Consider the following 13,306-nt stretch of genomic DNA (forward strand, 5'->3'; position numbering starts at 1 on the left):
CCGCGACCCGGCGCCGGCCGGGGACTGGGCGTCATCCGGCCCGTCGTCGGTAGCAACAGAGGCCGCGCGGGCCCGCTCCCGGGCGGCCCGCCAACCCTCGAAGTCACCGGCGTCCGAGCACTCCCGGGCCCGCTCCCGCCACGCCTGCGCCACCTGCTCCTGCGAGTCCACGAACGCCGCCGTCACCCGCACCTGCGCCGCCGCAGCCGCCGCCTTGACCCGCTCCAACGCCGCCAGCTGCTCGATCCGCACCGCGTCATCGTCGGCCACGTCACCCGAGCCGCCGACCCGCGACAGCGCGGACACGAGAGCCTCCAGGCCCTCGGTCGCCACCACTGCAGATCGCTCGAACATGTGTTCGACACTATGGCAAAAGGCGCGAAACGGGAATGGCTCCTCCACAGCCGAGCGGCTGCGAGACAGGCGAATTGCCGACGGGTTCCAGCTATCCCGGAGAGTTGGTCGGGTCGGCGACCCACGGCCCGAGCTGCGGGTCCCAGCCTCGCACGACGCGCCGCAGGATGTAGCCGCCGAGCCAGTACGGGTCCTGGTCGAAGGTCTGCGTGACGTCCTCGACGGACTCGCCGGAGTAGACGATGAGCGCTGCGTTGGCGGGCTCCTGGTCGGTCGGCTCGCCCTCGCTCACCTCGTCGATGCCGTCCTGGTACATCCCCGCGACGAGCAGCCCCGGCAGGCCGGTGAGCCACTCGCGGTGCTCGGGCCGGATCGTCAACATCTCGGTGTTGTCGTCGGGGTAGGTGTAGTGGATCGCGAAGATCGCCACGGTGCGGCTCCAGTCGGTCGAGTGGTCAGGTGGTCGTGATCCGGTGCCCACCGGCATACACGTTGAGGCGGCTGTCGCGCACGAAGCCGAGCAGCGTCATCCCGGCGTCGTCCGCGCACTCGACGGCGAGGGACGATGGTGCGGAAACGGCTGCAAGACAGGGGATTCCGGCCATGATCGACTTCTGCGTGAGCTCGAACGACGCCCGCCCGGACACGACGAGCACGCAACCTGCTCCTGGCAGCCGGCCGTTGAGCAGGGCCCACCCCACGACCTTGTCGACGGCGTTGTGCCGGCCGACGTCCTCGCGTGCGACGAGCAGCCCTCCGTCGGCGGTGAAGAGCCCCGCGGCGTGCAGCCCGCCCGTCTTGTCGAACGAGCGCTGCTCGGCCCGGAGGGCGTCGGGCAGCTCGACGACGACCTTGGCGGCGAACTCGGTCGCGTCCGCACGGACGTCGTACGCCGACTGCGCCCTCAGCTGCTCGATGCTCGCCTTGCCGCAGACACCGCACGACGAGCTCGTCAGGAACGACCGCGTGGCCGAGGCGGCGGGAGGGGTGACGCCGGGCGCAAGGGTCACGTCGATGACGTTGTACGTGTTCTCGTCGAAGCCGGTCTCGCCCGAGACGACCGCGCCCTCGCAGTACCGCGCGAGCGCCACGTCGTCGGCGGTGCGGATGAGGCCTTCCGAGAGGAGGAAGCCGTGGACCAGCTCGATGTCGTGCCCGGGCGTACGCATCGTCACGGTCAGCGGGGAACCGCCCACCCGCAGCTCGAGCGGCTCCTCCACGGTGAGCGTGTCGGGTCGCGTCGCGGCCGACGAGGTCGCGACGTCGATCGTCGTGACCTTGCGCCGCACGGTGACCCGTCCCATGGCCTCAGCCTGCCAGAGTCCGTGCCAGACTCCGAGAGTGCAGCCCCGACCGTATGCCGTCGACCCCCTCGTGGTCGTGCTGACCGGTGGAGGGTCGCGGCGCATGGGCTCGCACAAGCCCGCGCTCGACGTCGGTGGGCGGCCGCTCGTGGCCCGGGTGCTGGCGGCCGCCGGCTCGTGGCCGACCCTGGTCGTGGGCGCTGGTGAGGGCGTCCCGGACGGTGTGCAGGTCGCGGTTGAACGCGAGCCCGGTGGGGGACCCGTCGGCGGCCTCGCCGCTGCCGTCACCACCCTTGACACGGACATGTTCCCTCGCGAGACGCCCGAGGTCGTCGTGGTCCTTGCCGCCGACCTGCCGTTCGTCACGCACGCGCACCTCGACCGCCTCGTGCGCGCGCTCAGGACCGCCGACCCCGCAGACGCGCCAGACCTCGCCGTCACCGTCGACCGCGAGGGTCGCACCAACTGGCTCTGCGCGGCCTGGCGCGCGACCGCCCTCCGGGCCCGGCTGGTGGCCCTGGGCGACGCGTACGGCCGCAGCATGCGCGACCTGTGTGACGGCATACGCGCGGTGCGGGTCGACGACCCGCTCGACGTCTCGCTCGACGTCGACACACCCGCCGACCTCGAGCGCGCGCGCCGCCGCGCCGGCGGCGACTGACGCAGTCCGGGGATCGGACAGGCGGCCCCCCGCGGCGAATCCGCCTGCCGCCAAGCGTTACTCATGGTTTGGGACGCATTTGGCAAAGACTTGGTATTCCCCGTTGACCGGCCTTCCGGGCTACTGCGAGCGTCTCGCTGGTTCCGGCCACATCTCAATGGGTGAGATGGCGGGACTCCCCTCCAGGCGGCCCACGCGCCGCATCCTGACAAGGAGTAACCAGTGAATCGACTGAAGTCTGGGCTGGCGACCGGAGGGCTGCTCGCCCTCGCGCTCGCCATCTCGCCGGCGATCCCGGCGGGCGCAGCGACCGGTGCGGGACGCGACACGGCGCCCGCCCCCGAGTCGCAGAGCCTCAAGGCGACTGAGCAGTCCCGAGCGGCATCCGCCGCGAGCGCCCTTGGCCTGGCCAGCGGCGAGAAGCTCACCGTGAAGTCCGTCGTCACGGACCCGAACGGTGCGACCCACGTCCGCTACGAGCGCACCATCGACGGTCTGCGCGTCATCGGCGGCGACTTCGTCAGCCACAAGAACGCGGCCGGCGACGTCAAGAGCGTCACGTGGAACATTCGCAAGAGCGTCAAGCCCTCGACGATGACCCCGACCATCGGCAAGGCGACGGCCCAGAAGGCCGGCCTCGCCGCTGCGAAGGCCGACGACGAGAAGGCCTCAGCGGGCGAGCTCGTCGTCTTCCAGTCGGCCACCGGCCCCACCCTTGCGTACGAGGTGATCACGGAGGGGATCAAGGCCGACCAGACCCCGACCCGCCTGCACACCATCGTCGACGCCACCACGGGCAAGACCCTCACGAGCTGGGACGACATCAAGCACGGCACGGGCAACAGCATCTTCGTCGGCTCGGTGACGATCGGCACGACGGCCGGCACGAGCTACACGATGAAGGACACGCACGGCAACTACGCCACCGACATGAACCAGGGCACGAGCGGCACGGGGACGACCTTCACCGACGCCGACGACGTCTGGGGCAACGGCACGCAGAGCAACCGCCAGTCGGCCGCCGTCGACGCGCACTACGGCGCCGGCAAGACGTACGACTACTACAACACGCAGCTCGGCCGCGCCGGCATCTGGAACAACGGCACCGGTGCCCGCAGCCGCGTCCACTACGGCCAGAACTACGTCAACGCCTTCTGGGACGGCACGCAGATGACGTACGGCGACGGCTCGAGCAACGCGAACCCGCTCGTCGAGCTCGACGTCGCCGGCCACGAGATGAGCCACGGCGTCACCGAGAACACAGCGAACCTCAACTACTCCGGCGACGCCGGTGGTCTCAACGAGGCGACGTCCGACATCTTCGGCACCGGTGTCGAGTGGTACACCAACAACCCGAGCGACGTGCCCGACTACCTCATCGGCGAAGAGATCAACATCAACGGCAACGGCACGCCGCTGCGCTACATGGACAAGCCGAGCAAGGACGGCGCATCGAAGGACTGCTGGAGCTCCAGCGTCGGTGGCCTGGACCCGCACTACTCGTCGGGCCCGCTGAACCACTGGTACTACATGGCGTCAGAGGGCACCGGTAGCAAGACCATCAACGGCGTCACGTACAACACGACGTCCTGCAACGGCACGACCTTCACGGGCATCGGGCACCTCAAGGTCGAGAAGATCTGGTACCGCACCCTGTCGACCTACCTCACGTCCGGCAGCAACTACGCGGCGGCCCGCACGGGCGCCATCAAGGCGGCCAAGGACCTCTACGGCGCCGGCAGCGCCGAGTGCGTCGGTGTCGAGAAGGCCTTCTCCGGCATCTCCGTCCCGGCCGGCACCGAGACGTGCGGTGGCACGACCCCGCCGCCCACCGGTGGCTCGCTGACCAACGGTGGCTTCGAGTCCGGCCAGACCGGCTGGATCGGCACGTCCGGCCCGATCACCAGCAGCACGGGCCGTCCGGCCCACAGCGGCTCGTGGAAGCTCTGGCTCGGCGGCAACGGTACGACGGCCTCCGAGAACGAGTCCCAGACCTTCGCCGTCCCGTCGACGGCCACGGCGCCCACGCTGACCTACTGGATCCGGATCGACACCGCCGAGACGACGACGACCACCCAGTACGACAAGGCGACCGTGCAGCTCAACGGCGTCACGAAGCACAGCTACTCGAACCTGTCGACCCCGAAGGCGTCCTACGTCCAGAAGTCGATCGACCTCACGGCCTACAAGGGCACCAACGTCACGCTGAAGTTCGCCGCGACCGAGGACTCCTCGCTCCAGACGAGCTTCGTCATCGACGACGTCGCGACGAACTTCTGACCGAGTCCGTCCCGTACGTCAACAGGTCGGTGTGCCGCCGGGTCAGCCCGGCGGCACACCGGCTTCGTGCGTGCACCGCGTCAGGGCGGGCACGGAGAGCGTGACGTCGCTGACCAGGGTCCCGACGAGGCCGGCGACCTCCCCGAGCGACGGGTCGCCGAGCGCGAGCTCGCGGGCCAGGTCGTCGGTCACCGAGATCGTGATCGGCTCGCTCTCGGCCTGGTCGGGATCGAGCGGCGGAACGTCGTCGGTCGGCAGGTCCGAGGCAGGGCTGAGCCGCAACGTCGCGAGCAGCGTCAGGAGCTGGCCCTGCTGCGCTGCCGTCAGGGTGCAGACGCGACCGTGGACCGACAGGGTGTCGACCCGGATGCGCCCGTCGGCCTCGAGCACGACGCGGTCGTCGAAGCCCGCGATGCCGCCGGTACGCCGCAGCGTGAGGGGGAACTCGGGGCTGGAGGAGGGGGAAGCGGAGTCTCCGCCGGCAACCAGCCTCTGGGGTGCGCTCGTCGTCGTCGTGGCGACAGGGCCGGAGCCGTCGCCGGACGCATCGGCCGAGGCGGCGGGGGCGGCCGCACCGCACCCACCGACGACGATTGTTGCGATGGCCAGCCCCACCCATCGGCCTGCGCGCCCCATGCCGACCATGCTGACCATGCTGCGCCGTCGCGGTCGCCGATGCACGTGCGACGCGGCGGGGGCGACGCAACTCGTGGATGCAGGTTTCAAGTGGCGGGCCTCCGGGGGCGCGGCAATGCTCGGTGTCAGAGGTGTGTCCGGGCTCGGGGCCGGCCGCACCCGAAACCACAGCGAGGTCGGAGCCGACGCACACGTGTCGGCGCGGATCGCCCTGTGGCCACAGGGAGACGAAAGGGACAAGCGAGTGACATCCAACACCACAGGACACCGAGTACGGGGGGCCCGCCGGGTGCGGCAGTCCGTCGCCGTACTCGCCACCGTGGCCGCCGTGACGGCGGGACTGGCGATGGCCGGCCCCACCGCGCAGGCGGCCGGCCCCGCGACCGCGGGCGTCGGCACCGATACCGGAACCGCCGGTACCGATGCCGGCAGCCGGGAGCGCGCCTTTGCCGCCGCGTCGGCCGAGTATGGCGTTCCGCGCACCGTCCTCGAGGCCGTGTCGTACGCGCAGACGCGCTGGGACTTCAACCCCGGGCACAGCACGTCGGGCGGTTACGGCCCGATGCACCTCGTCGACGCCGATCTCGGCTCGCGTGACGAGGCCAAGGGCCTCGGCGAGGCTCAGGGCGCCTCCGCGGCTCACGGGTCGACCCCGGTCGCCGACACGCTCGGCCGGGCGGCCGGGCTCACCGGCCTCGACGAGAAGGCGCTGCGCACCGACGAGCTCGCGAACATCCGCGGCGGCGCGGCGCTGCTCACCGCCACGCAGCGCAGGCTCGGCCTGCCCTCGGGCGCCGGCACCGACCCGGGCCAGTGGTATGCCGCCGTGGCCGACGCCTCGGGGTCCGCGCAGGAGGACGTCGCGGCCGCGTTCGCCGACGACACCTACTCCGTCATCGCCTCGGGCGCCTCGCGCCACACCGTCGACGGGAAGGACGTGTCGCTCCTGCCGTCGACGACGACGCCGGACCGGGCCCAGATCGGCAGGCTCGGCCTCGTCAAGAAGGCGACGAACCCAGCGGTCGACTGCCCGCCGGGGCTCGAGTGCGACTGGGTGCCGGCGCCCTACCAGGACCTCGGCGGCGGCGACTACGGCAACCACGACCTCGCGAACCGGCCGGCCTCACCGACGATCACGAACATCGTCATCCACAACACCGAGGCGAGCTACGCGACCACGCTCAAGCTCGTCACCGACCCGACGTACGTCTCGTGGCAGTACAGCCTGCGCAGCTCCGACGGCCTCATCGCCCAGCACCTCGAGCCGAAGGACGTCGGCTGGCACGCCGGCAACTGGTACGTCAACAGCCACTCGATCGGCCTCGAGCACGAGGGCTTCGCGGCGACCGGGGCCGCGTGGTTCAGCGAGCCGATGTACCGCTCGTCCGCGCGCCTCGTGCGCTACCTCGCGACGAAGTACGACATCCCGCTCGACATGCAGCACGTCTTCGGCCACGACCAGATCCCCGGCGTCACGCCGGCGAACGTCGCGGGCATGCACTGGGACCCGGGTCCCTACTGGAACTGGGAGCACTACTTCCAGCTGCTCGGCGCCCCGCTGTCGTCGCAGGAGGCCGAGGGCGCGAAGGACCTCGTACGCATCCTGCCCGGCTTCGAGACCAACGTGCAGCCGCTCACCTTCTGCACGACCGGCGTCGCCGACAGCTGTGGCGAGCAGGGCACGAACTTCGTCTACCTGCACACGGCCCCGTCCGAGTCGGCCCCGCTCGTCAACGACATCGGGCTGCGGCCCGGTGGGGCGCCGTCGTCCACCCGGGTCTCCGACATCGGCGCTCGCGCGCAGGCCGGGCTGACGTTCGCCGTGGCGGAGCGCCAGGGTGACTGGACGGCGATCTGGTTCAACGGCGTCAAGGGCTGGTTCCTCAACCCGGCGTCCGCGCCGACGGCGATCCCGGTCGCCGGCTCGTACGTCGTGCCGAAGGCGGGCCTCGCCAAGGCCCCCGTCTACGGCCGCGCGTACCCGGAGGCGGCGGCCTACCCGGCCGGCATCCCCGTGCAGCCGCTCGCGCCGCTCCAGTACACCTTCGCTGCGGGCCAGAGGTATGCCGTCGGGGACCTCACGATCCCCACGAACTACTACCGCGCGGTGACGTACTCGCTCGACACCCCGAACGACCACGTCGACGTCGTCGGGCAGGACCGCTACTACCAGATCTCGTTGGGCCACCGGTTCGCCTACGTGCGCGCCGCGGACGTCGACGTGGTCCCCGCCCAGTAGCCCACCCCCAACCGTCGAGAGGCCAGATTTCGTGGCCTCGCCGACGTCGAAAGGCCACTTCTCGTCAACGAGAAGTGGCCCTTCGACTGTCCCGGACCCGCAGTTAGTGGCCTTTCGACGGTTGAGAGGCCGCAGATGGTGGCCTTTCGACGGTGCTAGCGCAGGTCGTACGCCTTGAGGAAGCTGAGGATGAACGGTGCGGACCCGGTCACGCCGTTCTCGCCGACCTCGTTGTAGGCCGCGATCGCGATGTCGCCGCGGCCGGCGACCATCCAGGTGTGGGTGTCGGGCGGGCTCTTCGTGCCGAACTCGGCCGTGCCGGTCTTGGCGAACTCGACCCCGACCTGCTTGAGGATCTTGCCGGAACCCTCGTTGACGACGGCCCGCATCTCCTGGCGCAGGACCCCGGCCTCGGTGGGGTCGAGCGGCGTCGCGGGGGCCGGCAGCGACTCGTCGCCCGCGATGAGCCGTGGGCGCACCGTCTGGCCCTTCATGACCGAGGCGACGACGACGGCCATCGTCAGCGGCGAGGCCTGGACGCGGCCCTGCCCGATGAAGGACGCCGCGTGCTCGACGACGTCGTCGGTCGCCGGCACCGAGCCGGTGAAACCGGTGAACGGCAGGTCGAGCTTCTCCCCCATGCCGAGGGACTGCGCGGCCGTGACGAGGTCGGCCTGACTGACCTTCTTGTACTGGCTGATGAAGGCCGTGTTGCACGAGTACGCGAGGGCGGTCTGGAGCGGGATGTCGCCGAGCTTGTCGGACGGGTAGGTCGTGTAGTTGCTGAAGCGGCGCCCGTTGACCGAGAGGGTCGGCGTGCAGGGCAGCTTCGTGTCGGCCGTCGCGCCCTTGCGCACGAGCGCCAGCGAGCTGACGATCTTGAACGTCGAGCCGGGCGCCTCCTTGCCGGCGAGGGCGAGCGTGGAGCCGTCCGCCCCGGGTCCCACTGCGGCGGCGAGGATCTCGCCGGTCGACACCCGCACGGCGACCAGCGCGGTCGGATGCTTCGTCTGCCTGGCGAGGGCGGCCTCGGCGGCGCTCTGGGCCCTCGGGTCGAGGGTGACCGTGAGGGGCTGGCCCTCGGTCGAGACCTCGGCGAAGAGCTCGCGCTTCTCGAGGGCACTGCCGTCGGCGCCGCGCTTGACCGCGTGGACGGCGAGCCCGGCAGTGCCTCGTAGCTGCGCGTCGTAGCGGTACTGCAGGCCGTTCTTGCCGACGGTGTCCCCCGCCTCGAGCGCACCCTTCGACGCCTGGATCTGCTCGGCCGTGGCCTCGCCGACAGTGCCGAGGATCGGGGCAGCCCAGGTCCGGCTCGGCCCGAGCACCTGGAGGGCCGGCACCGCGAGCGCACCCTTGACCTTCTCGATGGCCGCGCCGTTCTTCTCGAGGACCGGGTCGGTCTGGCGCAGCGTCAGGCCCTCGACGAACGCCTTCGACCCCGCGGCGGCCACCTTCGCGGCATACCTCGTGGCATCGATGTCGAGGAGCGCGGCGAGCCGCTTCGCCGACGCGGCGACCTCACCGCCCGACACCTTCGTCTTGTCGATGCCGACGACCGACACCTCGCGCTCGGTCATGATCTTGGCGCCCGACGCGTCGACGACGTCGGCACGCTTGGGCCACTTGCGGGCGATGTCGAGCGTCTCGTCAGCGGCGAGCTGCGGGGCGACGAGCCCGGGGCTCCACGTGACCTGCCACCGGTCGTCGACGAGTGCGAGGTTGACCTGGGTCTCGTACGTCCAGTCTGTCGAGGACTTCGACACGTCCCAGCGGCTGAACAGCGTCGCGGTGGCGTGGTCGGAGCCCTCGTTGTGGCTGAGGTCGCTGAGCGACACCTGGGGCCTCAGGGTGCCGAGGTCCTTGTAGGCCGTCCTGACGAAGGCGGTCGCCTTGGCCGGCGTCGTGCCTTTGAACGTCACCGCGCCGAGGTCGGCCTTGACGAGCCCTGCCGCGAGGGCCCGGGCCGTGTCGTCCGGCGCCGGCGGCGACTCGAAGAGCGAGCACCCGGCGCCGAGGGTGCCGACGAGCACCCCCGACAGCGTGACGGCGACCAATGACCTGAGCCGGGATCCCCTGAGCATGCCCCCACGGTACGTGGCCCGGGTCGCCGGCCCAGTCATCGCCCAGCCCGCCACAGCACGGCCGAGCCGAACGCGCCGACGAGGACGGCGACGGCGTACAGGGGCCAGGACTGGTTCTCCGGGCGCAGGGCGAGCAGGAAGACGTCTCGCCCCGCCTCGACGTGCTCACGCAGCCCGTGGGGCAGGCCGGAGCGCGGTCGCAGCAGCGAGGCGAGGTGACCGAACGCGGTCTGGCCGGCGGTGCACACGGCGACGACCGCGAGCGCGACCGACCACGCGACGGCGCGTCCGACGGACCGCAGCCCGAGCCCGGCCAGGGCCAGCCCCACGACCACGGCGCCGACGAGTGGGGTCCACGGGAGCAGCTCGCGGGACCGCTCCGAGCCCCGCAGGGCGACGAGCAGGGCGCCGACCCAGCCGCTGAGGGCGACCGCGAGCGGCGCGGCGGCGACGGCGCGCAGCACGGGACCGGCCCGGACCACGACGAGGCCGAGCGCGAGTCCGAGGAACGTGCCCGCGACCGCGACGGCGAAGACCCCGATGAGCACCCGGTCGTCACGGTCGAACTCGGTGCCGAGCTGGCGGGTGGCTCCGGCCGACTGGGAGATCGTGTACGCGGCCGCGCCCAGGGCCCCCAGGACGGCAAGAGCGCTGGACGCGAGTCGGCGGCCCCCGAGTGGATGTACCCACAGGGTGGCGGAGGCCGCGACGGCGCCCCCGACGAGGGTGAGGGTCAGCAGCAGCCCGAGCCGTGAGGTCGTGAACGGGAGCAGGCTGAGGTAGCCGTCGGTCACCGACCCCGTCACGACGTCGGCCGGCCAGGTGCGCGGCGACCGGGCGCCGAGGCCGTCGACGATCCAGGGCAGCGCGCCGACGACCCACCAGCCCACCGCCGCGAGCGGCAGCACCGGCCAGACGAGGGTGCGGGCCCGCCGTCGATGTGCCTCACTGCCGAAGCCAACGCCGTTGTCCACGCGCAGATCCCAGCACGTCGGTCCGACAGGCGCCAATCGTGGGGCCCTCGTGACCGCTACCGTTCGGGACGCCAGAGCTGCACGGACGCAACGGGCTCGAACCCCGCCGACAGGAACGCGCGCAGGGCCCGCGCGTTGCCCGGCGCGCATGCCGCGACGACGACGTCGCCCTCCGGAACGAGGGTCAGCGCGTCACGGACGAGGTGGCCGCCGCCGTGGTCCTTCGCCGGGTCCGTCTCGACGCCGACCTCAGGCAGACCACCCAGCCCCGTCGAGAGGGTCACGAGCGTGTGGTCGTCGGGGGCGGCATACCCGAACGTCGCGACGTCGCTGCGGACCGATGTCGCGTGCTGGGCACGCGGGTGGTTGCGCAGGTCGCTGCGTGGGACGAGGGTCGGCTCGCCGCCGGCGCCCCGCGCGACGAGGACGATGTCGAGGGCGTCGATCCAGCCGCGACCGGCCAGCCGCGACACGACCCGGGGGTTGCTGGCGCCGCCGTAGCCGTCGGGGCCGAGCGAGACGAGCGTGCCGTCCGAGACGCTGTCGTCGACGGCGAGGTAGGCGTGCCCCGTGAAGGCGACGACGCCCTCGACCCCGGGACGCCACGGCTCGATGCGCTGCCAGCTGCCGTCGACGGCGGGGAAGTCGCCGCCTGCGGCCTTGCTGAGGACTTCGGCAATGGGGTGCACGGCGTCCATACAACCCGCCGGCCGTCGCGCACGCCCGCCGAGGTCCACCTGTTGGCACGCCGCCTGCCCCTCGTCGCCGCGTCGGCGGGTAGGTTGTGGCCATGTCACGACCGCACGCGGCCGCCATCGTCGAGGACGCCTTCAACCAGCAGGTCGAGCGCGTCCTCCGCCGCCGGGGGTGGAGCAACAAGGTCGTCACGCACATCGGCTACGGGTCGTCGTCGTTCGTCCGCGTCTTCGCCCGGATCCTCTTGCAGCGCAAGGGCCAAGAGGGCCCGCCGAGCCGGCAGGACGCCACCGGCGCGCTTGCGCCCCCGCGCTACGACCGCGGCTGGCGCGTCTTCGTCAGCGCCCACGCGAGCGGGGTCCCGGTGACGGTGACCATCGGCGACCGCGAGGTCTTCGGCCGCTCCGACCGCAGCGGCCACATCGACCTCGTCGCGCACGACCACGGCCTCGAGCCCGGCTGGCAGCAGGTCGTCGTCAAGGCGCAGGGCGCCGACCCGGTGCCGGCCGACGTCTTCATCGTCGCCGACGACGTGACGCACGGGATCATCAGCGACATCGACGACACCGTCATCACCACGATGCTGCCGCGCCCCATGATCGCCGCCTGGAACACCTTCGTGCTGCGGGGGAAGACCCGTCGCGCCGTCGCGGGCATGGCCCCGATGTACCGCCGCATCCTCTCGGCCCACCCGGGCGCGCCGATCGTCTACGTCTCGACCGGTGCCTGGAACACGACGCCGACGCTGACCCGCTTCCTCCTCGAGAACGGCTTCCCGCTCGGGCCCCTCCTCATGACCGACTGGGGCCCGACCAACACCGGGTGGTTCCGCAGCGGCCAGGACCACAAACGCACGTGCCTGCACCGCCTGGCGCGCGACTTCCCACGCATCACGTGGCTGCTCGTCGGCGACGACGGCCAGCACGACCCGGCGCTCTACTCGGAGTTCGCCGAGGCCCGACCCGACCACGTCGACGCGGTCTGCATCCGCCACCTCTCACCGACCGAGCAGGTGCTGTCCAACCCGATCAAGCTCGACCCTCCGCTTCGGCCCTGGGCCGCGCGGTCGGTGCCGACCTTCTCGGCGCCCGACGGGTACGGCCTGCTGCGGGTGCTCGAGGAGGCGGGCCGGGTCGGCGACCCGGTGGCGCCCGAGGAGCAGCCGTCGCGACCCGGCCGTCCGGTGGGCGCTGGATGACACACTGAGGCCATGCCTGAGCTGCCGGAGGTGCAGGCGCTCGTCGACTTCCTCGCCGCGCGGACGGACGGTCTTGCCATCACGAGTGTCGAGCTCGCGTCGTTCAGCGTGCTCAAGACGTTCAACCCGCCGCCCCAGGCGCTCGAGGGGGTCCCGGTCGACGGCGTCCATCGGCACGGCAAGTTCCTCGACATCGACGCCGACGGCACGCACCTCGTCTTCCACCTCGCCCGGGCCGGCTGGCTGCGGTGGTCCGACCAGCTGCCGTCGACGGTCCTGCGCCCCGGCAAGTCGCCGATCGCCTTGCGGGTGCGGCTCTCCGACGGCTCCGGCTTCGACCTGACCGAGGCGGGCACGAAGAAGTCACTCGCCGCCTACATCGTGACCGACCCGGCGCAGGTGCCGGGCATCGCGCGCCTCGGCCCCGACCCGCTGGCCGACGACTTCACCCTCGACCGCTTCAGGGCGATGCTCGACGGCCGGCGGACCCAGATCAAGGGCCTGCTGCGTGACCAGGAGTTCATCGCGGGCGTCGGCAACGCCTACTCCGACGAGATCCTGCACGTCGCGAAGATCAGCCCGTTCGCCATCGCCGCCACCCTCGCACCCGAGGTCGTCGACCGGTTGTACGCCGCCCTGCGCGAGACGCTCGCGAGTGCCGTCGCGACGGCGTCCGGCAAGCCGGCGAAGGAGCTCAAGGACGCCAAACGGGCGGGCATGCGCGTGCACGCCCGCACCGGCGAGACATGTCCCGAGTGCGGCGACATCGTGCGTGAGGTGTCCTTCGCCGACACGTCGCTGCAGTACTGCGCGACCTGCCAGACGGGCGGCAAGCCGCTCGCCGACCGCCGGATGTCCAAGCTGCTCAAGTGAGCGGCAGCGA

Annotated in this window: 11 protein-coding genes and 1 pseudogene; 5 read left to right on the forward strand and 7 right to left on the reverse strand. The window is 71.6% G+C overall.

Going from position 1 to position 13,306, the window contains the following annotated elements; translation table 11 throughout:
- The 3 genes and pseudogenes from ACFQU3_RS20415 to fdhD form a co-directional block, all read right to left on the reverse strand.
- A pseudogene (locus ACFQU3_RS20415) lies at nt 1–354 on the reverse strand (HNH endonuclease); the annotation flags it as partial.
- 91 nt (nt 355–445) lie between these two features.
- Nucleotides 446–784, reverse strand: coding sequence for a YciI family protein (locus tag ACFQU3_RS20420; RefSeq protein ID WP_385913188.1), 339 nt, complete (start codon nt 782–784; stop codon nt 446–448).
- A 25-nt stretch (nt 785–809) separates the two neighbouring features.
- Nucleotides 810–1,658, reverse strand: a complete 849-nt coding sequence (gene fdhD, locus ACFQU3_RS20425; protein ID WP_385913190.1) for a formate dehydrogenase accessory sulfurtransferase FdhD — start codon at nt 1,656–1,658, stop codon at nt 810–812.
- Between the two features lie 37 nt (nt 1,659–1,695).
- Here fdhD and ACFQU3_RS20430 point away from each other — a divergent pair, with 37 nt between their 5' ends.
- Together ACFQU3_RS20430 and ACFQU3_RS20435 are read left to right on the forward strand one after the other, a co-directional pair.
- On the forward strand, nt 1,696–2,319 hold the full coding sequence (locus ACFQU3_RS20430) for a molybdenum cofactor guanylyltransferase (RefSeq protein ID WP_385913192.1): 624 nt from the start codon (nt 1,696–1,698) through the stop codon (nt 2,317–2,319).
- A gap of 222 nt (nt 2,320–2,541) precedes the next feature.
- Nucleotides 2,542–4,599: a M4 family metallopeptidase gene (locus ACFQU3_RS20435; RefSeq protein WP_385913194.1), complete on the forward strand. Its 2,058-nt coding sequence runs from the start codon at nt 2,542–2,544 to the stop codon at nt 4,597–4,599.
- A 42-nt stretch (nt 4,600–4,641) separates the two neighbouring features.
- On the opposite strand, the gene ACFQU3_RS20440 is transcribed toward ACFQU3_RS20435, so the two are convergent.
- Nucleotides 4,642–5,235: a hypothetical protein gene (locus ACFQU3_RS20440; protein WP_385913196.1), complete on the reverse strand. Its 594-nt coding sequence runs from the start codon at nt 5,233–5,235 to the stop codon at nt 4,642–4,644.
- Between the two features lie 328 nt (nt 5,236–5,563).
- On the opposite strand from ACFQU3_RS20440, the gene ACFQU3_RS20445 reads away from it, so the two are divergent.
- Complete coding sequence (locus tag ACFQU3_RS20445) at nt 5,564–7,474, forward strand: N-acetylmuramoyl-L-alanine amidase (protein ID WP_385913198.1); 1,911 nt, start codon at nt 5,564–5,566, stop codon at nt 7,472–7,474.
- 155 nt (nt 7,475–7,629) lie between these two features.
- Here the strand turns inward: ACFQU3_RS20445 and ACFQU3_RS20450 are convergent, their stop codons facing one another.
- Genes ACFQU3_RS20450 through ACFQU3_RS20460 form a run of 3 tightly spaced genes read right to left on the reverse strand, consistent with a single transcriptional unit; the run spans nt 7,630 to nt 11,218 of the window.
- Entirely contained in the window at nt 7,630–9,555 is a 1,926-nt protein-coding gene (locus ACFQU3_RS20450) for a penicillin-binding transpeptidase domain-containing protein (RefSeq protein ID WP_385913200.1), read from the reverse strand.
- 35 nt (nt 9,556–9,590) lie between these two features.
- The gene (locus ACFQU3_RS20455; protein WP_385913202.1) at nt 9,591–10,529 is read right to left on the reverse strand and encodes a hypothetical protein; all 939 of its coding nucleotides are present in this window, start codon (nt 10,527–10,529) and stop codon (nt 9,591–9,593) included.
- Between the two features lie 56 nt (nt 10,530–10,585).
- Nucleotides 10,586–11,218, reverse strand: a complete 633-nt coding sequence (locus ACFQU3_RS20460) for an N-acetyltransferase (RefSeq protein WP_385913207.1) — start codon at nt 11,216–11,218, stop codon at nt 10,586–10,588.
- A 101-nt stretch (nt 11,219–11,319) separates the two neighbouring features.
- Here ACFQU3_RS20460 and ACFQU3_RS20465 point away from each other — a divergent pair, with 101 nt between their 5' ends.
- Together ACFQU3_RS20465 and ACFQU3_RS20470 are read left to right on the forward strand one after the other, a co-directional pair.
- Nucleotides 11,320–12,423: an App1 family protein gene (locus ACFQU3_RS20465; RefSeq protein ID WP_385913209.1), complete on the forward strand. Its 1,104-nt coding sequence runs from the start codon at nt 11,320–11,322 to the stop codon at nt 12,421–12,423.
- Nucleotides 12,424–12,435: 12 nt separating this feature from the next.
- On the forward strand, nt 12,436–13,296 hold the full coding sequence (locus ACFQU3_RS20470; protein ID WP_385913211.1) for an Fpg/Nei family DNA glycosylase: 861 nt from the start codon (nt 12,436–12,438) through the stop codon (nt 13,294–13,296).
- Nucleotides 13,297–13,306: the final 10 nt, after the last annotated feature.

The organism is Terrabacter sp. GCM10028922 (genome assembly GCF_042666095.1).
Taxonomy (GTDB): domain Bacteria; phylum Actinomycetota; class Actinomycetes; order Actinomycetales; family Dermatophilaceae; genus Terrabacter.

Excerpts from the sequence above, each read along its gene's own strand:
- fdhD (WP_385913190.1), bottom strand. The coding sequence starts at position 1,658 with ATGGGACGGGTCACCGTGCGGCGCAAGGTCACGACGATCGACGTCGCG.
- ACFQU3_RS20465 (WP_385913209.1), top strand. The coding sequence starts at position 11,320 with ATGTCACGACCGCACGCGGCCGCCATCGTCGAGGACGCCTTCAACCAG.
- ACFQU3_RS20440 (WP_385913196.1), bottom strand. The coding sequence starts at position 5,235 with ATGGGGCGCGCAGGCCGATGGGTGGGGCTGGCCATCGCAACAATCGTC.
- ACFQU3_RS20470 (WP_385913211.1), top strand. The coding sequence starts at position 12,436 with ATGCCTGAGCTGCCGGAGGTGCAGGCGCTCGTCGACTTCCTCGCCGCG.
- ACFQU3_RS20450 (WP_385913200.1), bottom strand. The coding sequence starts at position 9,555 with ATGCTCAGGGGATCCCGGCTCAGGTCATTGGTCGCCGTCACGCTGTCG.